Below are 23181 nucleotides of genomic sequence, written 5' to 3' on the forward strand. Positions count from 1 at the left end.
AACGGCCGGGTCAGGCGCGGTCAGGCGCGGTCAGGCGCCGAGAACCGGCAGACCGAGGGACGCGGTCTTTGCGAAGGCCACAGCGAAGAACACAGCGATGAGCGCAAGCACGCCCGCCGCCTGTACCGGCGCGCGCCGCGCCGGTACATAGGCGTAGATCAGCCCCACCAGCGCACCGGCGGCCAGGCCGCCGATGTGCCCCCAGCGATCGATGTTGTTCAGGGTGAACGTGATCGCGAAGTTGAGCACGATCAGGATCAGGATCTGGGTCGTGTCGGTCCGCATTCGCCGGGCGATCACGTAGAAGGCGCCGAAGAAGCCGAAGATGGCGGTCGACGCGCCGAGGGAGTACGCATCCAGGCCGTTCACCACGTAGCTCAGCACGTTCCCACCCACCGCGCCGGCGAGGAAGAGCCCGACGAGCCGCACCCGCCCGATGATCGCCTCGAGCTGGTAGCCCAACACGAACAGGGCGTACAGGTTCACCAGGATGTGCAGGTAGTGGCCGTGCAGGAAGGCGGCGCTGACGAGGCGGTAGTACTGGCCGTGCAGGGCGACGTCCACACCGCTGAGCAGGAAGTCCTGGCTGAACCGGTTGACGTCGTTCGCGTTGCGACTGAGCCCGGGCAGGTCCTGCAGGACGTAGGCGACAACGCACAGGCCGAGGAGAATCTGGGTGACCAGCCCCTGCCGGCCGGCCCGCCGCCGCGCCCCGAAGCTCGCGCGGTCGCCGGAGCGACGGGCCGGGCCCTGCCGGTCCGAGCCGGCACCGGACTCCTCGGGGCAGTGGAAGCCGACCGCCGCCGGACGCATGCAGTCCGGGCAGATCGGCCGCCCGCACCGCTGACAGGAGACGTAGGTTTCCCGCTCCGGGTGGCGATAGCAGTGCGGAAGGTGCGGTGGCCCCGCGGGCGGCGGGCTCCCGGCCACCGGGCCGGGCGGGCCGGCGGGCGCGGGCCCACCCGGCTGCCCGGGCCCACCGGACTGGCCGGGCCCACCGGACTGGCCGGGCTGCCCGGGCAGAACCGGCTGTTCCGGGTGGCCGGAGATGACCGGACCGCCCGGTGGGAGGGGCCGACTCCACTGCCCAGGCTCGTCGGCGCGCGGTGCGGGAGCGCCGCGTTCCGCGTCACCTGCCGGCGGATGCGTCACAGCCGGCCCCGCCGCACCGCGGCACCGCGATCATGACAGGCCGCCACGCACGCCACCCCCGCCCTCATGATCGTTTCGAAGCCTCAGACGGGCCGGGTGTCGATGACGATCTCGTTGATCACCACGTCGGTCAACGGACGGTCCTGCGCGCCCGTCTGGGCCTTGCCGATCGCGTCCACGACCTCGGTGCCCCGGGCGACCTCACCGAAGATCGTGTGCTTGCGGTTCAGCCAGTCGGTGGCGGCCGTGGTGATGAAGAACTGGGAACCGTTCGTGCCCGGACCGGCGTTCGCCATCGCGAGCAGGTACGGGCGGTTGAACTGCAGGTCCGGGTGGAACTCGTCGGCGAACTTGTAGCCGGGGCCGCCGCGACCGTTACCCAGCGGGTCACCACCCTGGATCATGAAGTTCGGGATCACCCGGTGGAAGATCGTTCCGCTGTACAGCGGAACGCCGGTCTTCTTCTCGCCGGTCTGCGGGTCGGCCCACTCCCGGCTCCCGGTGGCAAGCCCGACGAAGTTCTTGACCGTCTTCGGGGCATGATCGGGAAACAGCCTGACCTCGATGTCGCCCTGAGTCGTGCGCAGCGTCGCGTACAGCTCCTCGGCCATGAGCCTGCCTTCTCTCCGTCTTTTCGGCACGTACCTCTTGTCTCGCCCGATCGTATGCCGGGCTCACGACGACAGCGGCCACCGCCGATCCCACCGGACACCCTCGCCGGACAGCATCGGGCATGTGTCGCAAGCGTAGGTGACACGACCCGAGGGCCCGTCACGTTGTAACGGCCAACGGACGGGGTACGGGACACTGCACAGATCTTGACGGCGCGTTTCACCCGGGTGGGGCTTCGGGCGCCTGCCGCACGGCACGCCTTCACCTCCGATCGCGACATCAACGACGCAGTCAGCGAAGGGAAGCCATGAGCACGACACTCAAGGACAGGCTCGCGCACGTCACAGAGGCCGCGCCGGTGAGCGGGATCCCGGGCGCCGCGCGCAACGTGGCTGATCGCGCCGGCGCCGCCGCTACGAAGGCCGCGGTGAAGGCGGGCAGTACCGCCGGATCCGCCGCACATGCGACCCGTGGTGCCGGAAGCACACTGGCGCACCGGGTCTCCGACGTCTCCAGCACCGGTGGGAGCGTCGCCGGTAAGGCGGCCAGCCGGGCCGCCGGCAAGGCCTCGGAGGCGTCGGGCCGTACCGCGCGGCGGATCGAGAAGGCACGTTCGAGCGCGGAGATCTCGGCGGAGCGGGCACGGATGGCGACCGAGCTGCGCCTGGAGAAGACACGCTCACGCCGCGCCGTCCGCTCGGAGTCGAAGGCCCGGGCGCAGGCCGACCGGGCCCAGGAGCTGCTGGAGAAGCGGCTGGCGAAGGCAGAGCACCGGCTCGCCCGGGTCCACCGTCGGCGGCGGCGCGGCTTCGTCACTCTGCTGCTCGTCGGCAGCGGCGCCGCGGCGGCGGTCGCCGCCCGCCGTTACCTGGCCTCCGCCGATGCCGAGGACACCACCGCCCAGCCCGTCCCGCCGGTCCGGAGCAACATCACCGAGGGCGTCGGGCCGGAGGTGACGTCCGGTATGGAGGAGATGCCCGGCGTGGACGCCATGACCGAGGCCGGCCGGCACACCTGACCGAGCCGGCTCCGCGGAGCCGCGCGGCCCCGGGGGCAGGCCTCGGGGCCGGGCCAAGGTCAGGTCAGGTCACCGTGTAGTGCCCGGGCGCGCCGGCCGGCACGGCCGGGTGGGACGGTGCCACCGGGGCGACCCGCCGATACGGCGCTCCCTGCGGGGGCCGCGGGTCGGCGTCGCCCCGGTTCGGCCAGAACGCCATGGCCCGTTCAGCCATCGCTGTGATGGTCAGCGACGGGTTGACCCCCAGGTTCGCCGGCACCGCCGCACCGTCGACGACATGCAGACCCGGATGACCGAACACCCGATGGTAGGGGTCTATCACTCCACGCGACGGATCTTCGGACAGCGCCGCCCCACCGAGAATGTGCGCGGTGATCGGGACGTTCGCCAGTTCCGTGATCACCCCGCCGGCGTGGCCCCCCATCCGTTCGGCGACCAGCCGCGCCGCCTGGTTGCCCTCGGGAATCCAGGTCGGGCTCGGCTCACCGTGACCGGCCCGGCTGGTCAGCCAGGAGGTCCCGAACGGGCCCCGACGCCGACGGACCGTCAGCGAGTTGTCCCGTGACTGCATCACCAGGGCGATCATGGTCCGCTCCGACCAGCGCCACGGCACCCCCAGCAGGGCGAGGTACGGACGTCGCGCCACCGCTCTCAGGAAGGCCACCCAGCGAGGGAGCCGGCCGCCGCCGTCCGTCATCGCGCCCGACAGCAGTGCCATGAGATTGCTGCCGCGGCCATAACGGACGGGCTCCACATGCGTGTGGTCGTTCGGGTAGAACGACGAGGTGATCGCCACTCCGCGGGCGATGCGGCCGTCCGGCAGCGGCCTGGTCGCACCGAGGATGGCCTCGGAGTTCGTCCTGGTCAGGTGGCCCAGGCGCGGCGACAGATCCGGTAGCTGACCGCCGTCCCGCATCGCCAGCAGCAGGCGCTGCGTACCCAGGGCGCCCGCGGCGAACACGACCTGCCGCGCCGTCCAGTGGCCCGCGCCGCGGTCACCCGGGCGCCGGGCGCCGGTACGTGCTGTCTGGATCTCGTAGCCGCCGCGGCCGTCGGGCCGGACCCCTCGCACAGTGGTGTCCGGCACCACCCGGGCACCACACTGTTCGGCCAGGTAAAGGTAGTTGCGGTCGAGGGTGTTCTTGGCGCCGCGGCGGCAGCCGGTCATGCACTCGCCGCACTCCACGCAGCCGGTGCGGCTGGGCCCGGCCCCGCCGAAGTACGGGTCCGGCACGGTGACCCCGGGTTCACGCCGGCCGTCGCGGCCGAAGAAGACACCGACGTCGGTCAGCCGGAAGGTGTCGCCGACACCCATGTCGTGCGCGACTGCCTGGAAGACCTCGTCGGCCATGGACATCGACGGGTTCCGGGTGGCGCCGAGCATGCGCTCGGCCTGGTCGTAGTACGGCGCCAGCTCCGCCCGCCAGTCCGTGACACCGGCCCACTGCGGATCCGTGTAGAAGGCGTCCAGCGGACGGTACAGCGTGTTCGCGTACACCACGGACCCGCCGCCGACGGCCGCGCCGGACAGGACGAGCACCCGCCCCAGCAGCGTGATCCGCTGGATGCCGTGGCAGCCGAGGCGAGGCAGCCACAGGTACCGGCGGATGTCCCAGCTCGTCTTCGGCAGCGTCGCCGGGCTGAACCGGCGACCGGCCTCGATCACCGTGACCCGGTAGCCCTTCTCCGCCAGGCGCAGCGCGGCGACGCTCCCTCCGAATCCGCTCCCGACCACGAGGACGTCGCAGTCGTTCCCCGCGGCCGCCCAGGCCCGTTCGGTGTCGTCGCCGCCCATGGAACCCATCATGCCGCTGCACACGGAGCGTCGCCGAGACCCGAGGCGGGGCCGAGTACGGCGGCGGGCTCACACCCCCGCTGTCGGCTCCGCCTCCGGCGCTTCGGTATCCGCGCCCTGCCCCGCCCTGACCGGCGGCGCCGCCACCACGGCCGCGTCCGCGTCCGCGGTGATCTCCGTCACCTTGGTCGTCACAGCCTGGAGTCGCACCTCTTCAAGATCACGAGCTTCCTGCCTGTCCTTGGCTTCCTGTTTCTCCCGGGCTTCCTGTTTCTCCCGGGCTTCCTGGGCGCCCGCCGCCGCAGCGGCAGCGATGGCGGCCAGGTCGGGAGGCGGAGGCGGCGGCAGATCCGCCGAAACCGTCGGCCTGGTCGGGGGATCCGGCTCGCGCCCAGGACCAGCTGGCTGCGCTGGCGCTGGCGCTGGCGCTGGCTCGGGCTCGGGCTCGGGGAGGGCAGCTTTCGCAGGCACGGGTTTCGAGACGGCGGATTTCGGCGGCGTCAGTTGTGTGCCGGCGCCCTGCGCCGGGGGACCGGGCTGCTCCTGGCCGCCCGGCGGTGACGCAGCCGAGGGCGCGGTCTGTTTCCTGGTCGCCGCGGTGGTCACCGACGTCACCGGACCGAGTGGGCTGTCCGACGGTCGGGGACCCGGCCGGGCCGGCCGGTCCGGCATGGCCTGCCAGCCCAGGCATGAACGACAACTGCACTGGGTGACACCACGCGGCAGCCGGTCCATCCGCCAACGGATGTTGTCCACAACCCCGTCTCCGTTGACCCACACCCCGGTCGCGACGAAGTTGACCAGGTGGGTGGCCAGCTCGACCGGAGCCCAGGTGCCGTCGGAGAGCACATCGAAGACCTGCTGGCGCAGCACGTCGAAATCCTCGGCTGGCCCGCGGAGCAGGCTGGCAAGCGTGTCGATCACCTGCCCGGTGGCTGTCCACAGCTCCGCGGTCTCCGGATCAAGTTCCGGTTCCGGTTCCGGTTCGGGCGCCGGAGTCGGCTGGGCCGCTTCCTGCGCCGGAGGCGGACTGCCCAGGCCGACGGCGGCGTCCGGCGGAACCACGGGTGACGGGGCCGGATGCCGCGGGTTCTCGGCGGCCCGGCGGTTCGTCGTCGCCTCCTCGCCCGCGGACCGCGGACCCGGTGTCCGTAGTGCCGTCGGCTCACCGACCGGCACGGTCCCGCCTGGTGTGCCCGGGGCGGAGACTCCTCCGGCCGGGTCCTGCGCGGTGGAGATCCCCTCGACGGCGATGCCCTCGACGAACCCACCACGGGACGGCGCGGCCTCGGCCGGTGCGCTCACCGTTGGTGCCGCAGCCGTGGCCGCCAGCGGTCCGCCCGCGACCGCTGCGCCGCTCGCCGCATATTCGCTGGCGCAGATCCCCATGGCCGCGGTCCGCCCCGCGAGGGTCACGTCGGAGGCGACCGCCTGCAGGCAGGGGCCGGAGTTCCCGTGGCCCCCACCCGGCCCCGCCGGGCCGGCGGTGCCGACCACCGGGCCGAAGGGAACGTAGGGCGTCTCGCCCACAGCCATCGCGCGCTCGCCGTAGCCGACCTCGGGGCCGGCCTCGGAGGAGGCACCGGACACGGCGGGCTGGGGGCCGGCGGGGTTCGTCGACGCCGGCGCCGCACGCATGCCCGTGTCGGCTGGCGACGGGAGTGTGCGCGGCTGGCGACGGACCCGAATGATGCCCCGGCCGCCTGCGCCGTAGGTCGGGTGCTTGCGGCGGCGGATGAGCGCCGGCCGTTCCAGTGACGCCGCGGTGAGGCAGCCGTCGTCGGGGCCCGCTGAGGCCGCCTGCTCTCTCGCCTCGAGAATGACGGACTCGGCGCAACGGCCCGCGGTCGGGACGGCGGCGATGCCACGTGGATCCCCACCCTGCGGAGCGGCGGCCGCCGCTCCCACAACGGTGCCGTCGGGTCCGCCGGCGGGCTGCCCGCCCTGCTCGGCACCCGACCCGGCGAGCCGGTAGCCGCCCGTGCGCGCCACGGCCTCCGGCACGCTCAGCAGATAGCGCGCTGTTCGACCCGCCGCCGGACGGTGGATCGTCACGAGCCAGCCGTTGGCACGCAGTGCCGACAGCTGCCGCTGGGCGTGGGTGCGGCTGTAGTTGGTCTGCTCACAGAGCAGCGCCAGGCCGGGAGAGGTTATGTAGGAGCCGGCCGGCGCGGGGAGCGCCGCGGCCTCACTGTGCGTGCAGATCGTGAACGCGACGAGCTTCATCGCGGGAGTCACGCCCGACTTGGCGTTGAGGAGGGCGTCGTGCCAGTCCGCCATGCTCGCGACCGGCACTCCTCGATCGGGAGTGCTGACCATCACTAGCGCGCCGGGAATGACCAGCTGGGTCATGGTGTCGGAAGCCACGTTCCTCCTCCCTCAAGTGGCCTGATGCTCCCGGTCTCCGGAACTGCGGCCGGGTCTGCTTCGCCGCTCGCGACCGCCCGGTCACGGAGGGGCCGGCGGCAGCTGACGGTTCCAAGTTCTTTGCTACCAGTCTGGAGACCGTCCGGTGATGCTGAGATCACGTTTCCGTGCGGTCTCGTAGTTGTCCGATCGGTTTTTCCGGCGATTGGCCGGAGGTTGCGGGCAGGCGGCCGGCACGCAAGACCATCATCCGGGAGCGGTGCTCGTCGAATGCACCTTTGTCATCCGTGACCGGCCGGGGCTACTCGCCGGACCCCGGGGTCGAAGGAACAAGGATACGCGGGCCTTCGTCCGGTCCCGCACGCTACTCCGCCTCGCCCCGGGACACGCCGGACGTGACGGGTGTCCGCCCACACGGAGAACACACCCCCATCACCAACAACGGGTGACTGCCGGGTCACCTGCGGCGCCGAAGGTGGCCGGTGACGTTCCACCGCAGGCTGCGCAGTGCGCACCCACTGCCACAGAGCACACAAGGGACACGTGAGGGACATACGGGGAGCACACGGCCACCGCCGCCACAATCGCCGCGGAGAGGTCGTGCCGTTCAGCCGGAGAGGCCCTTCCGGCAACGCCCCGACGCGTCGCACACGGTGCGCACAGTTCACACGGAGCACACATCGCGCGGCGTGGACACACCTTCACCGCGCACGACGGACGTCCGAACGCGTCCGATTCGAGGGAGTTTTCTCCCCTACGGGGCTCTGGCCGCCCCAAAACACAACGATGGAGATCTATATCAGCAATCATCGCTGGACCTGGAGATCAGCTTTTACCACAAAGGCGACAACTGATTGCGGCCCACGAGGCGCCGGGTGCCATGCACGGCCACCACCGAGCACCAACGGCCTGCTTCTGGACGGCCAGGTTCCCGCGAGGCGGGCCGGGTAGGTGCCCATCGTCGGCCGGGGCAGAGGGTGGCGCCCTGGCCGCGGGGGGCGGGGGGGCGGAGGGCGGACGGGCCGGGAGTGGGGCCCGGTCGACAGCGCGTCGAGAGAGGGAGGCCGTCATGACCGACGAGGGCCGCAACGGGTCGGCAGGCAGGTCCGCGGGGGCTGACATCGTCGTCGGGATCGACGGGTCGCCGGGTTCGGAGTCCGCGCTGCGGTGGGCGGTCACGGAGGCGTCCCGGCGCGGCGCCCGGGTGCGTGCCGTCCTCGGTTCGTGCCCACACGAGCAGCCGTCAGCTGTCCGCCGGTGGGCCGACGCGACCGCGGGCCCGCACGACGAGGGGACGCTCGCGCAGGCCGCCGGCCAGGTTCTGCACGAGGCACTCACCGACGTCGAGCTCCCGCCCGGGCTCGCCGTCGTCGAGGAGGTGATTGACGCCCCGGGCAGCGAGGCCCTGCTCACGGCGGGCCGGGACGCCGAGATGATCGTGGTCGGGACGCGCGGCCGGGGCCTGCTCCACCGGCTGCGGATCGGTTCCGTCAGCGCCTCCGTCGCGGTGCACTCGCCCGTGCCCGTAGTCGTCGCCCGTGCCCCCCGAACGGGGGATGACGAGGATGCTGCGGAGTCGGCCGGGCCGGCCGGGCCGGCCGGCCGGAGCGAGCAGCAGCCACACACGCCGGAGTCACCGGAGGCGCAGCCGCCTCCGGTGGTCGTCGGTGTGGACGGTTCACCGAACTCGCTGGCGGCGCTGCGCTGGGCTGCGGACGAGGCCGTGCTGCGTGGTGCCCCTCTGCACGTCGTGCACGCCTGGCTTGCCGCGATGCCCCTCCCGTTCGCCGAGACGTCCGGAGAGATCGTGGCGGCCCTGGAGGACCAGGCCCGGGCCGTGCTGGACGACTCGATCGCACAGGTGATCGGCGCGGCCGCCGGACCGGGCCAGGACGGTCCGGCGGCGCCCACGCCCAGCGTCCGACGGGTGCTGGTGGCGGCCTCGGCGACGCGGGCGCTGCTGGAGGAGAGCCGGGACGCCGATCTGCTGGTGGTCGGGGCTCGCGGCCGGGGTGGCTTCGCCGAGCTCCTGCTCGGATCGGTCAGCCACCAGACGATGCTGCACGCGACCGCACCCGTGGCGATCATCCACGGCCACTGAGCGCTGCCGCCGCGGCAGTACCGCGGCCGCGCGGAGTTCCCGGCCAAGGTGGGGAGTTCCCGGCCAGGTTGGAGGGCGGGCTCAGCTCCGCCGGCGCGTCGACCCGCACTGGACGCCCGCCAGCTCCGCGCGGATCTCCTCCCAGCTGTGCCAGTCGAGCCGGTCGTCGGATGCGGTCTGGTCCCACGGGTTGCGGAGGAGGACCCGCCCGGTGTGCTCGTCCGCGCCGAGGATCGTGTAGGCGTGTGCGGGCACGAGCGTCGATCCGTTACCGGGCCGGTTCCGCGTGACCACGGTCACCACATCACCGGCCGCCAGTCTGCCGGCGATGTCCGGCACCTCGACGTCGGCCGCCGGGACGCCGACGGCCTCGGCGCCGGTCAGCTGCCGCATCGCGGCGGCGGGGTCGCCACCCTCAATACCTGCGTAGCTGCCCGCCAGGCGGGCGTAGGCCTTCTCGTACAGGGCGGGCCACAGCTCCGGGTCACCGTCGGCGTTGTCCGTGTCGGCGCCGATCTCCTGGCCGGTCCTCCGGTCCACGGGAAGGCTCCGGGTCACCGTGATCTCGACCGCACCACGCCCGGCGGATCCGGCGCCCGAGGCCGCGCGGGGACCGTGCCCCGTGTACAGGGTGACAGTGACCGTGCCGTTCGCGTTCTCCCGGAGGTGCTCGCGTAACAGCCCCGGATCCGCGTGGACGACGCCGAGGAGGGCGGCGAGGAAGTAACAGTCGCCGAGCCGGCCCTGGCCGACGTCCGCCGCGGTCGCCCCGCGCACCCAGACCGGGCTCCTGCCGTGCCCACGCCGGACGAAGCCCCCGGTGGAGGCGCTCGGCCCGAGCGCACGGATCCACGACGGCCCCTGCTCGACCACCGGCGGTTCCAGCCCTGGGAACAGCCGGGCCACCTCGCCCACCATCGACGCCGGCGCCTGACGCAGGATCAGGTCCCCGAGCGCGACGACGGCGGGCAGCCGGCGCAGCGTGCTCAGGTCCAGCCGGCTCGGTGCCAGGGCCACGGCCGCGGCCAGCACCTCCAGCGGGCGGCCGCGTAGACCGCCGATCACCGACGTCAGCTCGCCCGGAGCGAGCCGTGCCAGTCGTACGGAGATCTCGGCGAGCTCAGCCACCCCCAGCCGCAGCGGATCGGTGCCGATCAGCATCGCCAGCCCCGCGGCGAGCCCCTCCGGTGCGGCCGAACCGCGCGCGGCCAGCCGGGGCGCGGCCAGCCGGGGCGCGGGGCGGTCAGCCGGCCGCCAGGCCTGGTCAGGCGACGGCACCGGCCGGCGGGCGAGGCTCTCCGCAGCGGCGATCTCCGTCAGCCTGCGGTCGATCGCCTCGGCCATCTCACCGGCCTGCGCGGCCACGAGGTCGAGGCCGTGGCACACGCCCACAGCCCGCCCGGTGGGCCCCAGCCGAGCCAGGAGGCGCACCGCCTCGTGCCCGGCCGCCCGCAGCCGGTGAGCGAGCTCCGCGAGCCGCTCCACCGAGAAGCGGACGTCCACCGGCCCGGGCGGCCCTGTCGACCGGAGGCGCTCCGGCTGCCGGACGACCAGACGCCCTGGAGGAACCGGAACGGCGGCGTGACCGGCAGTGGCGTGACCGGTGGTGGCCTGACCGGCAGTGGCGGCGAGGTCGAGGACGTCGGCCCGCTCGCGGGCCAGGCGGGCGCCTGCGGCCAGTGCGGACGCCCAGGCGTCGATCCGGGCGTGGCATCGCTGCTGCCAGGGTGACCGCCACGTCAGGTCGTCGTCGAGGGCGATCACCGGCCCGAGCAGCAGCAGGATCTGCTCCGCCACCTGGCGCAGCGCGACGGCCGCCGCGCGCGGCGGGGCGGGCTCGTCATGGCCGGCACCGGGCCGCGGGCGCCCCACCGCCCCGGTCGTGTCGGCATCTCCCAACATGATCGAAAGTTAACCGCCGGGAGCCGCTCAGGGCCCGGGCCGACAGGGAGAGGCAACAGAGGGAACCAGCCGGGCTACAGCCCGGTGGCAGCCATCACCTGCAGGCAGCGGTCCTCCAGGTGGGTGACGATCTTCCAGTAGTCACGGAAGGCGGGGTTCGTCGTCTGGCCGTGGTGGTAACGGAAGTAGATCTGCTGCGCGATCACTGCGAGTCGGAACAGGCCGAACACCTGGTAGAACGGCCACCGGCCGACATCCACGCCGCGGCGTTCGCCGTAGTACTCGACGATCTCGGCCCGGGTGGGCATACCGGGGGCGTGGCTCGGCTGCCGGCGGGTGTGCCGGTAGACATCGTCATCGTCCGCCTGGATCCAGTAGGCGAGCGCGCCCCCGAGATCCATCAGCGGATCACCGATGGTCGCCATCTCCCAGTCGAGCACACCACTGATCCGCGGAAGCCCGTTCTCATCCGGACTGGACACATCGAAGACCACGTTGTCGAGCCGGAAGTCGTTGTGGATCACGCAGGCGGCGACGTCCTCCGGCGCGTACTCTGCCAGCCAGCTCATGACGGGCTCGAAGGACGGGACGTTCGGCGTTCGGGCATCCCGGTAGCGCCTCGTCCACCCACGGATCTGCCGGTCCACATACCCCTGGCCGCGTCCCAGGTCCGACAGGCCGTGGGCGGCCGGGTCGATGTCGTGCAGGGCCACCAGCAGGTCGAAGACACCGAAGGCCAGCTGGCGGGTCCGCACCGGGTCGAGGGTCAGCGACCGCGGGAACTCCGACCGCGGGATCACCCCGGCGACCCGCTCCATGACGTAGAAGTCGGAGCCGATCACCGCCGGGTCGTCGCAGAAGGCGATCACCCGCGGCACATAGGGGAAGGCCGGCCGCAGGCGCGCCTGCACCCGGTACTCCCGGCCCATGTCGTGCGCCCCGGAGGCCTTCCGGCCCCGCGGCGGGCGGCGCAGGACGAGATCGACGTTCTCGTAGCGCAACAGGTAGGTCAGGTTCGAGGCGCCTCCGGAGAACTGCCGGACCTCGGGGCGCCCCGGGGCAGGAACCACGCCGTCGGGCGCGACGGCACCGTTGCTGGTCGCCTCGGCGGATGCCCCGAGGTGCCGGCGGAGCCAGTCGTCCACCGCGGGTACGTCGAGCGCATCCTCGTCCCGCACCGGGCGCGACCCAGCTAGATCATCCACGGCCATCCGTCGAGCCTAGTGCCGGCGCGGTCGGCAGGATCGGGACACCGGTCCGGAAAACCGTTGCGCCGTAGGCCTCCGTCGGGTTGTCTGCCGCCGCGTCACGCCGCGCCCCACGCCCTCGCCAGCGTCAGGCGGTGGGGCCGGCGGCCGGATCCGCGCCGGGCGGTCGAACCGCTTCGCCGGGCGGGTCACCGGAAACGGCGGCCACCGCGGACACCGGAGACACCGGAGACACCGCGGACACCGGGGGCACCGGGGGCACCGGGGACGAGGCGGACGAGGCGGACACCGCGTGCTCGGCAGGGGTGGGCAGCAGGCGCTGCTCCGGCAGGCCGGTGACCGGCCTGCCACTTTCCTGGCGGGCACAGGGCACCGATCTGACTCCGGCGGAAGCGCTGGTCAGCGCAGTCGCCGCGGTCCTGTCGCAGGTCGGCCGCAACCGCTGGCGGGAGCCAGGGGCCAGGCACGCCAGTCTGTTCCGCACCGAGGGCCGGCTCAGCACAACCGCGATGGCGACCAGCCCGCCGCCGATGGCCCCGTCCATCCAGTAGTGATTGGCGGTGATCACAACCACGATGATGGTGATCACGGGATGGGCGACGATCAACCAGCGGGCCCGCGCCCGCAGAATCGTGATCACTCCCCAGGCGACCAGAATCGACCAGCCGACGTGCAGGCTCGGCATGGCCGCGTACTGGTTGGCCACCGTGTCGCCGGCGGTGTAGGGCGTGGGGCCGAAGACCGCGCCGGTGTCGACCAGCGTCACGTGTGGCATGACCTGGGGCAGAAACCGCGGGGGCGCCAGCGGGTACAGCATGTGGATCAGGAGTGCCGCGCTGGTGGAGGCCAGGATGACCAGCCGCACCCGGGGCCACGCATCCCGGTGCCGGACCAGGACCCACAGCAGGAACGTGATGGACGCCGGGAAGTGGACGCCCATGTAGAAGCGGTTCGCGAGCTCCAGCAGGTGCGTGGAGTGCAGCGCGAGCTGCTGGATCGCGGACTCGCTGGGCAGGTCGAGGAGCCGTTCGACGTTCCAGACGTCCCTGGCGTTCGCCAGGGCCTGCGGCTCCCGGCCGACGGCCAGCCGGCGCCCCATGCCATAGATCATGTAGAGCAGCGCGAGGAGCAGGACCTGACCACCGAAGAACAGCGCGGACGAGGTCGCGCGCCCCAGCCTGGTCGCGTGCAGCCACGAACTCCTCAGCGCGACGGCGACCGGCCCGTCACCGGACCTCGCCTGCTCACGCCAAGGAATCGGAATGCTCACCATGAGCCCCACCGGCGCATCTCACGCCCTCCCGCCGACATGCCCCGTTAACCTCCCGTTCCTACCGGCCGATCGGTAAGCAGAGCAAGAACCCGGCCCCTGTGACACCACACTCATCTGCCCTCACCCGCCGATGAGTGACGCTGCGTGATGCCCCGCCCGGGCCCGTTGGCCGGCCTGCCGCCCCTCCCGACTCGCCGGCTGGCGGCCAAGTGACAGTGAGATAAACCAACAGCGAACAACCCTCGGCTATTTCCACCACATTGGAACCTTTGTCCTACCCGCCTGTCGGATGTTCGACACAGGACGGCCATGAGGGCATTCCGGCCACACCACGCCCAGACGGCTGACATGGGACTCCGGCCGGCCGTAGGCCGCATATCGGTGTCCGTCACGCCCTGCCCCCCGGCCGAGACATCACCCACAGCAGTCCTCCGGACAGCCACGCTATGTCCAATATCACATTCATCGCGGACGGCACGGCAACCATCGCGCTCCGCAGACACGCCGGTTCACGGCGAAGGACCGCAAAATTGACGAGACGGACCTTTGCGGCAGGGCCTCCTTCCCACCTGCCGGAGACCGCGAACCGTGTTACTCCGGAGCTACCGCACACCCAGGGCCGAAGGGAGAAACATCATGTACGCATCGGTAGGCGACCGCTTCGTCGTCCACGGCCGCACGGTGGGAGACCCGGAGCGCCACGGGTCGATCATCGAGGTCCGCGGGACGGGCGGCGGGCCGCCGTTCATGGTCCGCTGGGATGACGGGCACGAGGGGCTGTTCTTCCCCGGCGCCGATTCCACCATCGAGCTGCGGCCGGCGCGCGAGCACGTGACGGTATGAGCACCTGAGGATGCGTTCCACGGTCCGGGCAAAAATTCCGGGTCGTGGGGGTCGGCACCCGGATGTGATGTGCGCTATACACCTTGCAAACCGATCTCCGGGCGGTTCGAACGGCCGCCCGGGCGCCACGTTGATCCCCGGAGAGCATCCTGATGCCAAGTTCGCCAGTGCCGTCGGACGGATCCGCCCGAGGCGGCAGATCGACCCGTTTCTGGTCGGGCCTGGGTCGCGTGGTCGGACGCCGGACTGGCATGGTCGCGGCGGTTGCCGCGCTCGTCACCGTGGTGCTGGGGTTCGGCCTGACCAGGCTGGAGTTCACCACCGGTCAGGAGAACTACCTCAACCCCGACTCCCAGGTCGCCAAGGACAACGTCGCCTACCAGCAGCTTTTCGGCGGCCAGGCGATGATCACACTCTTCACCACGAAGCCGGACGCCGACCTGGTCGACCTCTTCACACCCGGCAACGTCCAGAAGTTCCGTGAGCTGTCCACCAGCCTGGAGAAGGACCCCGGTGTCGAGAGTGTGATCACTCCACTTACGGCGCTCGAGTTTACCGAGAATCTTGTCACCAGCCCGGACGGACAGATTCTGCACAGTCCGGCAGCCAAGATCCTGCTTGCCGCCCAGGGCCGCGATCCGGATCCGAGGTCCGCTGAACTGCGTTTGGCCGACTCACTCCGCACGCTGGAACGCATCAACAGCATTCCAGCGGATCAGCGTTCGGTTGAGGACGCCGCCTGGATCGAATTCCTCCTTTACGACAACACCGGCGCGGTCCGCAAGTCGCTGCAGTCCTTCTTCCCGACCGAGCACACCGCCCAGATGATCGTGCGGCTGCAGGGCAATGCGTCGATCGAGGAGGAGGGCGAGGGCGCCACCGTCACCGAGGCCGCGATGGCACGCATGACCTTCGACAACGTCGACGTCATGACGACCGGTGCAGCCGTGCTCCTGCGGGACATCAACGACTACCTGCGGGGCGGGTTCCTCACCCTCGGTGGTATCTCACTGGTCATCATGGCCGGTCTGCTGCTGGTCGCGTTCGCTGTCCGCTGGCGGCTGCTGCCCCTGGCCGTGGTGGGTGTCGGACTGGTCTGGGCCTTCGGCCTCGCCGGCTACCTGGGCATCCCGCTGTCGGTGGTGACGATCGCCGGCATGCCCGTCCTGCTCGGTGTCGGCATCGACTTCGCGGTGCAGCTGCACAGCCGGGTCGAGGAGGAGGCCCAGCTCGACCGGGCCCTTGATCCGGTCGCGGAGGCGCTGGCGCGGCTCATGCCCGCACTGGCGCTGGCCGCCGTCGCCGGGGTCGTCGCGTTCCTCGCTCTGGAGTTCAGCGAGGTGCCGATGATCCGCGACTTCGGCGTGCTGCTGGCGATCGGGCTGCCCGTCATCGTGCTCGCGACAGTGCTGCTGAGTGCCGCCTCGCTCGGCTTCCGCGAGCGCCGGGCACCGACCGCACCGAAGGACTACTCCCGCGGCCCGCTCGGGCGGACTGTGGTCTGGCTCGGGTCACTGCCCCGCGCGGCCGCGATCCCGCTCGTCGTGCTCTCCACCGCGATCTTCGCCGGCGGTCTGGTCGTCGAGGGCGATCTGAAGGTCCAGACCGACCCGGAGAAGTGGGTCAGCCAGGACTCCCAGGTCGTGCACAACATCCAGGACCTCAAGGCGCAGACGGGCTCCAGCAGCGAGCTCGGCGTCTTCATCCAGTCGGACGACATCTTCGACGACCGGACGGTCCGGTTCGTCCACGACCTCGCCCATCAGCAGCTCGACGAGCACCCCCGCGAGCTGTTGACCGTGTCAAGCCTCGTGACCACCATCAGCTTCCTCATGGAGGTGCCCGGCACCACGCTGCTCGCGCCGACCGGCGAGGACATCCGGCTGGCCTACGAGGTCACCCCGGAGCCGATCAGGCAGAGCACCGTCAACGCGGACGGCCGGGCGCTCAACATGATCTTCCGGACCGGGCCGGGGGCACTGGAGGAACGTGCCGTCGTCGTGAACCACATCCGGGACTCGGTCGCACCTCCCGAGGGGATCCGCGCCACACCGTCCGGGCTTGCCGTGGTCGGCACGGGGCTGCTGGAGAACTTCGAGAAGAACCGGGTGGAGCTGACCTACTTCGCGCTGATCGGCGTCTTCCTCATCCTGCTCCTGCGGTACCTGAACATCGTCCGCGCGGTGGTCTCCGTGGTTCCGGTGCTGATCGCGGTGGGCCTCACCGCGATCGTCTCCCACCTCGCGGGCTTCGAGCTCAGCCCGCTGACGGCGGTCGGCGGCCCGCTGGTGATCGCGCTCTGCGCGGAGTTCACCACTCTGATCGTGATGCGCCACGTCGAGGAGCGGCGGCGCGGACGCGACCCGCAGGCGGCCACCGAAGAGGCCGCGGCCCGGACCGGGCGGGCCTTCATGGTGTCGGCACTGGCCGCAGTGATCGGAATCGTGGTCCTCGCGTTCAGCTCGCTGCCGCTGCTGCGGGACTTCGGCCTGGTCGTGGCCCTGAACGTCGGCATCGCGCTGCTCTCCGCCCTGATCGTGCTGCCGCCGCTGCTCCTGTGGGCGGACGAGCGCGGCTGGGTCTACCGCGAGTCGCGGGGCGTGCCGCCGGAAGCCGGTCCGCGGGTCGCTGCGGCCGGTGCCTCGGCCTCCCCTGCGTCGACGGCCACCGAGCCCGGGGCGGGCGGTCCGGCCGGCGGCTGATGTGACGCGACCGGACCGGGTCTTCGCCGTTCCGGTCCACTGTGGCACGCTCAACTGACTCGTACCTTCGCCTGCCGACGGCAGTCCGACAGGCCGCCGGCAGGCGAACCGTGACACCGCAGTGGAGGCTCGGCAGCCATCCGAGCGCAATGAGGAGAGGGCATGACTTTCGACTTCAAGGTCGCGGATCTCGCGCTGGCCGAGTTCGGCCGCAAGGAGATCCGGCTTGCCGAGCACGAGATGCCCGGGCTGATGGCGACCCGCGCCGAGTACGCGGCCAGCCAGCCCCTCAAGGGCGCCCGGATCATGGGCTCGCTGCACATGACGATCCAGACCGCGGTCCTGATCGAGACGCTGGTCGCGCTCGGTGCCGACGTGCGGTGGGTCTCCTGCAACATCTTCTCCACCCAGGACCACGCGGCGGCCGCCGTGGTCGTCGGGCGGAACGGCTCCAAGGACGACCCGCAGGGCGTACCCGTCTTCGCCTGGAAGGGCGAGACGCTGGAGGAGTACTGGTGGTGCACCGACCAGGCGCTGGCCTGGCCGGACGGCGGCGCCCCCAACATGATCCTCGACGACGGTGGTGACGCGACCCTCCTCGTCCACAAGGGCGCCGAGTTCGAGCGGGCGGGCGCGGTCCCCGCGACCGACCCCTCGGACTCCGAGGAGTACGCGATCATCCTGGACACGCTGCGCCGGACGATCTCCGAGAAGCCCGGCCGGTGGACCGCCGCCGCCTCCTCGATCAAGGGTGTCACCGAGGAGACCACGACCGGTGTGCACCGGCTGTACGAGATGGCCCGGGCGGGCACACTGGCCTTCCCGGCCATCAACGTGAACGACTCGGTCACCAAGTCGAAGTTCGACAACAAGTACGGCTGCCGCCACTCCGTCATCGACGGGCTGAACCGGGCGACCGACGTGCTCATCGGTGGCAAGGTCGCGGTCGTCGCCGGTTACGGCGACGTCGGCAAGGGCTGCGCGGACGCCCTTCGCGGTCAGGGTGCCCGGGTCATCGTCACCGAGATCGACCCGATCTGCGCCCTGCAGGCCGCGATGGACGGCTTCCAGGTCCTCACCCTCGAGGACGTCGTCTCGACCGCCGACATCTTCGTGACGACCACCGGCAACTACGACATCATCACGGCGAAGCACATGGCCGCGATGAAGCACCAGGCGATCGTCTCCAACATCGGCCACTTCGACAACGAGATCGACATGGCCGGCCTGGCGAAGATCGAGGGCATCGAAAAGATCAACATCAAGCCGCAGGTCGACGAGTGGGTGTTCCCGGACGGGCACTCGATCATCGTGCTGGCCGAGGGCCGGCTGATGAACCTCGGCTGCGCCACCGGCCACCCGAGCTTCGTCATGTCGAACAGCTTCACCAACCAGGTGATCGCGCAGATCGAGCTGTTCACCAAGACCGACCAGTACCCGCTCGGCGTGTACGTCCTGCCGAAGCACCTGGACGAGAAGGTCGCCCGGCTGCACCTCGACGCGCTCGGCGTCAAGCTCACGACGCTGAGCAAGCAGCAGGCCGACTACATCGGCGTCCCGGTGGAGGGCCCGTACAAGGCGGACCACTACCGCTACTGATCGACCGGCTCGTCAGAAGCGCCAGAGCGCCAGAGCGTGCGAAGGGCCGTCCCGGTCGCCCGGGGCGGCCCTTCGCCGTGTCCGAACCAGCTGCCCCGCCGGCCCCGTCGGTCAGGACGTCGGTCAGGACGTCGGCACAGGCAGGGCTCCGTCGATCGCCCCGGCCGCCGGGGCCTCGGGCGGGGCGGTGCGGAACCAGCACACAGCCGTCCAGATCGTGCCGGACCACGCCGCGTCGCTCCCGGCAGCAGGTTCCGCCGCACCGGCAGCGGCGTCGGTGGACTCCTCCTCCGCCGAGGCCAGCGTGTACCAGCCATCGGGTAGGTAGGCCCCCGAACGGGCCACTGTCGGGGTGTCGTAGTCGGCCGGGATCTCGTCGGGAACCACCAGCTCCCCCGCTCCTGGCGGGCACGCCAGCCCGTTGGACGCCGTGATCCGCGAGCCGGGCTGCCGACGCCCCGACCCGGTGTCACACAGCACCGCCGACCGGGGCGGCCAGAAGGCCGCCGTCTGCGCGTAGTAGCCCGCGGTCAGATGCACCGGTGCGCCCGGATCGGGTTCCCCGGTCGGGTCCGCGACGTCGAACTGGCGGTCGCTGCGGCACTCCGCCGCCGGGGTGCCGCCCGCGTGCGCCGCGGGCTGACCGACGATCGCGAGAGAACCCACGGTGGTCAACACAGCCACCATGCCCACCCGGCCAGGGGCGCGTGATCGGTCCAGGCGATGCGAGCGTCCCACTCCGCGTGATCGAGGCGATCGATGTGGCAGGCGTGATCGTGGAAATGTCATCAGCAGTACCCCTCCCTGTACGGGGAGTCAGACAAACATGTCGGACGGACGCCGACCCGCAGGTGCCGGGCAACACACGCCCTGTCGGCTTGACGACAGCCGGTGCCCGGACCTGACACCGCGGCGATCCGTGCCGGGTATACGCGCGCGGACGTCCGCACCCGCGCGGACAGTGGGTGCTTTCTGCCCCGCCATCCAGCCAGCGAATCACGACAAAACAATGCTGATACGCCGATCGGGGCCTGCGGACGACAGCCGGCCCACAGCACGAACGACCCCAGATGAGGATGGTCCGGCCCGGAGGGGTAGGAATCCCTCAGACCCTCCGACCCTAGAGGAAGACGTGAATCGTCCAGACCTGAGGCCACCGGACCACACGACGCCAGCCAGGACCCCGGTCCCGGTCAGCACCTCGGCCGCGGCCGGGAGCTCGGCTCCCACCAGAAACCAGCGGGGCTGACCGTGCCGGCCACCCTTTACCCACCGGCACGGTATCGCCCCGTCCGGAACACCTCGGGCAGCATGACGCAGCCGACCCGGGGCCTGATTCCCCATGTCCAGGTCGGCACGGGCTCGCTGTTCGGCTGGTTCGACAATCCGGCCAGCGAGGTGAGCTCGCACCTGTGGCTGTCCAGGGGCGGCGAGTTCGAGCAGTACGTCCCGTTCGACCGGCGCGCCTGGGCACAGGCCGCCGGCAACCCGTTCTGGATCAGCGTCGAGTGCGAGGGGTACGACACCGAGGACTACGCGCCGATCCAGATCCAGCGGCTCGGTGAGCTGTTCGCCTGGGGGATCCGTGAGTTCGGCTGGCGGGCCGAGATCACCGATTCGACGAACGGCTACGGCATCGGCACCCACCGCATGGGTGGCGCCTCCTGGGGCGGCCACTCCTGCCCCGGGAACATCCGGGCGAACCGCCGCGGTGACATCCTCGCCGCAGCGGTGGGCGCGCCCTCGTTCGCGGACCCTCGCCAACGCTATGCGGGCATGCCCACCCTGCGGGAGGGCTCCCGCGGCGCGGCCGTGGTCACACTGCAGAACGCGCTGAACATCATCTTCGGGCACGAGGCGACGTCCGGTGACCCCTTCAGGCTCGTCCCGGACGGGGCCTACGGTCCGCAGACCGCCGCCCGGGTGGCCTCGCTGCAGCGTTACGCGACGCCCTGGTTCGGGCGCATCCCCGACGACGGCATCTGCGGCCCCGCCACCTGGCGCAAGATCGGTTATGTGCTCACCGGAATAAACCGGCAGGTCTGACGCCGCCGGGCCGGGCCGCGGGCGCCGGGCAGACACCGGCCGTCCTCGCCCGGAGCCGACCCCGCGACCCCGCGCGCCCGCGCGCCCGCGCGCCCGCGCTCAGGCCTGGCGCAGCGCGTCGGCGAACGAGACGCGGGCACCGGTGCGCAGCACCGCGTTGTGGTAGATCCGCCCGGTGACCCGCAGGAGCACACCGATCAGCGCGAGTGCCAGCAGGACCGAGACGACGAGCTGCCAGACCGGCGCGACCCCGAGCGCGATCCGCATCGGCATGAGGACCGGGGAGAACAACGGCACCATCGACAGCACGGCGATGAGGCCGTTGTCAGGGTCTCCGGGCACGACCGAGACGCCCAGCACCCAGGGGACGACGAGCGCCAGGACGATGGGGCTGGAAATACCGCCGAGGTCCTCCTGCCGGGAGACCATCGCGCCGATCGCGGCGAAGGGCAGCGCGTACAGGAAGAACCCGATCACGTACCAGACCACGGACCAGACCACAGTTCCGGTCGCCTCGTTCGACGGCAGCGTGAGCGCGCCGGTGACCAGCGAGGCCGCCAGCCCGCCGCCGGCGAGAACCACCATCTGGATCAGCGCGACGATCCCGATGCCCAGGACCTTGCCTGCCATCAGCGTCCATGGCCGGACCGTGGACAGCAGCAGTTCGACGACCCGGCTCGACTTCTCCTCCACCACGCCCTGGGACACCGCAGGCCCGTACAGCATCAGCCCCATGTAGATCAGCAGTGCCGAGGCGATCCCGAGGACGAGACGCTCGCTCTGGTGGTCGGGCGCCGGATCGAGCGCGGTGACCTGGACGTCGGCGGCGGCCACCGTCTCGTTGACCTGGGCCGGGTCGCCTCCGAGCACACTGATCTCGTTGTCGAGCACCTGCTGGCGCGCCAGAACGGCCAGGACGCCACGCAGGTCGTCGCTCAGATCCTCCCGGACCGCGACCCGCAGCCCGCTCGGTGCCGCGGTGACGAGCGCGTCCAGGTCGCCGTCGGAGACCTCGCGCAGACCGGCGGCCTCGTCGGGGACCTCCCGCGTGGTGACGTCGATGTCCAGGCTTGTGGCGACGGCCGCGAGCGGGCTGGTGAGCGCGGACTCCGCCGCGACGACGCCGACCGACTCCGAGGACTCCCGGCCGCTCACCAGATCGATCACTATCGCGGCCCCGACCAGGAGGACGAGCAGGGCGCCGGTCGTGATCAGAAAGACCTTGGAACGCAACCGCAGGCCGAGCTCGCGGCCAGCGACCAGGCGCACCGTGGCCCAGGGGCTCAGTGCCGGGTAGAGCCCGTCGGCGCCCCCGTCCCCGCTCCCACCGGCCCCGCCGCTCCCGCCGCTCCCACCGGCCCCGCCGTTCCCGCCGGCCCCGCCAGCTGTCGGGGTCCCGCCCTGCATCGGGATGCCGGGGCCTGCACGCGGGCCGCCGGTAGGACCGAGATCGGCTTCCTGGTTCACGCCCTCGTCCCCTCGTCCACCGTTCTCGTCCCCTCGTCCACCGTTCTCGTCCGGTCGCCTGCCGCCGTCCGGTCGCCCGGCGCTTCGCTGGCACCGGCGTCGCCCGCGCTCACCGCGGAGCGGAAAAGCTCGGACAGTGACGGCCGGCGCCGCCGGAACTCCCGGACCGGCCCGGCGGCCAGCGCCCGGCGCAGCAGATCCTGGTCGTCCGCGCCGGGTGCGAGGTCGACGACCGTGCGGTCGCCCTCGGTGTGCCGGACGGTGACGCCGGGCAGGTCCAGCGCCCAGCCGGAGGGGGCTCCGGGCACCTCGACGATGATCTGCTCGACACCGCCGGCCCGCAGCTCGTCGACCGCGCCGCACGCGACCATGCGTCCCGAGGCGACGATGCCGACGCGGTCGCAGAGCCGTTCGACGAGCTCCAGCTGATGGCTGGAGAACACCACCGGAACCCCGGCGGCGCTCCGCTCGCGCAGCACCTGGCTCATCACGTCGACGGCCACCGGGTCCAGCCCGGAGAACGGCTCGTCGAGGACGAGAACCTCCGGGTCGTGGACGAGCGCGGCGGCCAGCTGCACCCGCTGCTGGTTGCCGAGGCTGAGGTTCTGGACCTCGTCGTCGCGGCGAGGGGCCACCCCGAGACGCTCCAGCCACGCCTCGGCGCTGCGGCCGGCGGCCGCGGCCGGCATCCCGTGCAGGCGGGCGAGGTAGACGATCTGGTCACGGACCTTCATCTTCGGGTAGAGGCCCCGCTCCTCCGGCATGTACCCGATACGGCGGCGCACGGCGAGGTCGACCGGCCGGCCGGCCCAGCGGACCTCGCCCGCGTCGGCGGCGAGAACCCCGAGCGCGATCCGCATGGTGGTGGTCTTGCCCGCGCCGTTGCTCCCGACGAACCCGAACAGCTCCCCGGCCCGGACGTCGAAGGTCATCCCGTCGAGGGCGATCACCTCTCCGTAGCGCTTGCGCACGCCGTCGATCTCGAGACGCCTGTCCGTCACCGGCCACCTCCACATAGCGCCCACCCCGTGGACGAGGCCATAGTAACCCGTTAAAGTGATATCACTTTGATATCGGGGCCGGGTTCGCGGCGCGC

17 protein-coding genes are annotated in these 23181 nt (G+C 71.6%); 7 read left to right on the plus strand and 10 right to left on the minus strand.

Annotated elements, in window-relative coordinates:
* Nucleotides 1-30 precede the first annotated feature (30 nt).
* A complete protein-coding gene (locus B207_RS0111075) occupies nt 31-813 on the minus strand; it encodes a rhomboid family intramembrane serine protease (RefSeq protein ID WP_018636601.1) in 783 nt (260 codons plus the stop codon).
* 72 nt (nt 814-885) lie between these two features.
* On the opposite strand from B207_RS0111075, the gene B207_RS41300 reads away from it, so the two are divergent.
* Nucleotides 886-1188, plus strand: a complete 303-nt coding sequence (locus B207_RS41300; RefSeq protein WP_018636602.1) for a hypothetical protein — start codon at nt 886-888, stop codon at nt 1186-1188.
* Between the two features lie 47 nt (nt 1189-1235).
* Here B207_RS41300 and B207_RS0111085 read toward each other — a convergent pair whose 3' ends face one another.
* A complete protein-coding gene (locus B207_RS0111085) occupies nt 1236-1763 on the minus strand; it encodes a peptidylprolyl isomerase (protein WP_018636603.1) in 528 nt (175 codons plus the stop codon).
* Between the two features lie 308 nt (nt 1764-2071).
* Here B207_RS0111085 and B207_RS0111090 point away from each other — a divergent pair, with 308 nt between their 5' ends.
* Entirely contained in the window at nt 2072-2782 is a 711-nt protein-coding gene (locus tag B207_RS0111090) for a hypothetical protein (RefSeq protein ID WP_018636604.1), read from the plus strand.
* 64 nt (nt 2783-2846) lie between these two features.
* On the opposite strand, the gene B207_RS0111095 is transcribed toward B207_RS0111090, so the two are convergent.
* Nucleotides 2847-4577 (minus strand): FAD-dependent oxidoreductase, encoded by a 1731-nt coding sequence (locus B207_RS0111095; protein ID WP_018636605.1) that lies wholly within the window; start codon nt 4575-4577, stop codon nt 2847-2849.
* A gap of 69 nt (nt 4578-4646) precedes the next feature.
* A complete protein-coding gene (locus tag B207_RS33475) occupies nt 4647-6944 on the minus strand; it encodes a hypothetical protein (RefSeq protein ID WP_051102487.1) in 2298 nt (765 codons plus the stop codon).
* A gap of 1069 nt (nt 6945-8013) precedes the next feature.
* Here B207_RS33475 and B207_RS33480 point away from each other — a divergent pair.
* Nucleotides 8014-9045 carry a universal stress protein gene (locus tag B207_RS33480; protein WP_018636606.1) on the plus strand — a complete coding sequence of 344 codons (1032 nt, stop codon included), beginning with the start codon at nt 8014-8016 and terminating at the stop codon, nt 9043-9045.
* 81 nt (nt 9046-9126) lie between these two features.
* Here the strand turns inward: B207_RS33480 and B207_RS0111110 are convergent, their stop codons facing one another.
* The 3 genes from B207_RS0111110 to B207_RS0111120 all read right to left on the minus strand — a co-directional run bounded on the left by B207_RS0111110 (nt 9127) and on the right by B207_RS0111120 (nt 13428).
* Nucleotides 9127-10947 carry a C2 family cysteine protease gene (locus tag B207_RS0111110; protein WP_084692097.1) on the minus strand — a complete coding sequence of 607 codons (1821 nt, stop codon included), beginning with the start codon at nt 10945-10947 and terminating at the stop codon, nt 9127-9129.
* Nucleotides 10948-11021: 74 nt separating this feature from the next.
* A complete protein-coding gene (locus B207_RS0111115) occupies nt 11022-12158 on the minus strand; it encodes a phosphotransferase family protein (RefSeq protein WP_026310936.1) in 1137 nt (378 codons plus the stop codon).
* Nucleotides 12159-12282: 124 nt separating this feature from the next.
* Nucleotides 12283-13428, minus strand: coding sequence for a phosphatase PAP2 family protein (locus B207_RS0111120; RefSeq protein ID WP_018636609.1), 1146 nt, complete (start codon nt 13426-13428; stop codon nt 12283-12285).
* Nucleotides 13429-14064: 636 nt separating this feature from the next.
* On the opposite strand from B207_RS0111120, the gene B207_RS0111125 reads away from it, so the two are divergent.
* From B207_RS0111125 to ahcY, 3 genes are all read left to right on the plus strand, one after another.
* Nucleotides 14065-14271 (plus strand): DUF1918 domain-containing protein, encoded by a 207-nt coding sequence (locus B207_RS0111125; protein ID WP_018636610.1) that lies wholly within the window; start codon nt 14065-14067, stop codon nt 14269-14271.
* A 152-nt stretch (nt 14272-14423) separates the two neighbouring features.
* On the plus strand, nt 14424-16973 hold the full coding sequence (locus B207_RS0111130; protein ID WP_026310937.1) for an efflux RND transporter permease subunit: 2550 nt from the start codon (nt 14424-14426) through the stop codon (nt 16971-16973).
* Between the two features lie 162 nt (nt 16974-17135).
* Nucleotides 17136-18572 (plus strand): adenosylhomocysteinase, encoded by a 1437-nt coding sequence (gene ahcY, locus B207_RS0111135; protein ID WP_018636612.1) that lies wholly within the window; start codon nt 17136-17138, stop codon nt 18570-18572.
* Nucleotides 18573-18695: 123 nt separating this feature from the next.
* Here ahcY and B207_RS0111140 read toward each other — a convergent pair whose 3' ends face one another.
* The gene (locus tag B207_RS0111140; protein ID WP_230204984.1) at nt 18696-19250 is read right to left on the minus strand and encodes a hypothetical protein; all 555 of its coding nucleotides are present in this window, start codon (nt 19248-19250) and stop codon (nt 18696-18698) included.
* A 573-nt stretch (nt 19251-19823) separates the two neighbouring features.
* On the opposite strand from B207_RS0111140, the gene B207_RS0111145 reads away from it, so the two are divergent.
* Nucleotides 19824-20618, plus strand: a complete 795-nt coding sequence (locus tag B207_RS0111145; protein ID WP_026310938.1) for a peptidoglycan recognition protein family protein — start codon at nt 19824-19826, stop codon at nt 20616-20618.
* A gap of 99 nt (nt 20619-20717) precedes the next feature.
* Here B207_RS0111145 and B207_RS0111150 read toward each other — a convergent pair whose 3' ends face one another.
* Complete coding sequence (locus tag B207_RS0111150; protein WP_018636615.1) at nt 20718-22085, minus strand: ABC transporter permease; 1368 nt, start codon at nt 22083-22085, stop codon at nt 20718-20720.
* Complete coding sequence (locus tag B207_RS0111155) at nt 22082-23086, minus strand: ABC transporter ATP-binding protein (RefSeq protein WP_018636616.1); 1005 nt, start codon at nt 23084-23086, stop codon at nt 22082-22084. Before B207_RS0111155 ends, B207_RS0111150 begins: the two co-directional genes overlap by 4 nt.
* Nucleotides 23087-23181: the final 95 nt, after the last annotated feature.

The sequence above is a fragment of the Parafrankia elaeagni genome (assembly GCF_000374165.1).
GTDB classification, from domain to species: domain Bacteria; phylum Actinomycetota; class Actinomycetes; order Frankiales; family Frankiaceae; genus Parafrankia; species Parafrankia elaeagni.

Excerpts from the sequence above, each read along its gene's own strand:
- B207_RS0111075 (WP_018636601.1), bottom strand. The coding sequence starts at position 813 with ATGCGTCCGGCGGCGGTCGGCTTCCACTGCCCCGAGGAGTCCGGTGCC.
- B207_RS0111085 (WP_018636603.1), bottom strand. The coding sequence starts at position 1,763 with ATGGCCGAGGAGCTGTACGCGACGCTGCGCACGACTCAGGGCGACATC.
- B207_RS0111090 (WP_018636604.1), top strand. The coding sequence starts at position 2,072 with ATGAGCACGACACTCAAGGACAGGCTCGCGCACGTCACAGAGGCCGCG.
- B207_RS0111095 (WP_018636605.1), bottom strand. The coding sequence starts at position 4,577 with ATGGGCGGCGACGACACCGAACGGGCCTGGGCGGCCGCGGGGAACGAC.
- B207_RS33480 (WP_018636606.1), top strand. The coding sequence starts at position 8,014 with ATGACCGACGAGGGCCGCAACGGGTCGGCAGGCAGGTCCGCGGGGGCT.
- B207_RS0111110 (WP_084692097.1), bottom strand. The coding sequence starts at position 10,947 with ATGTTGGGAGATGCCGACACGACCGGGGCGGTGGGGCGCCCGCGGCCC.
- B207_RS0111115 (WP_026310936.1), bottom strand. The coding sequence starts at position 12,158 with ATGGCCGTGGATGATCTAGCTGGGTCGCGCCCGGTGCGGGACGAGGAT.
- B207_RS0111120 (WP_018636609.1), bottom strand. The coding sequence starts at position 13,428 with ATGGTGAGCATTCCGATTCCTTGGCGTGAGCAGGCGAGGTCCGGTGAC.
- B207_RS0111125 (WP_018636610.1), top strand. The coding sequence starts at position 14,065 with ATGTACGCATCGGTAGGCGACCGCTTCGTCGTCCACGGCCGCACGGTG.
- B207_RS0111130 (WP_026310937.1), top strand. The coding sequence starts at position 14,424 with ATGCCAAGTTCGCCAGTGCCGTCGGACGGATCCGCCCGAGGCGGCAGA.
- ahcY (WP_018636612.1), top strand. The coding sequence starts at position 17,136 with ATGACTTTCGACTTCAAGGTCGCGGATCTCGCGCTGGCCGAGTTCGGC.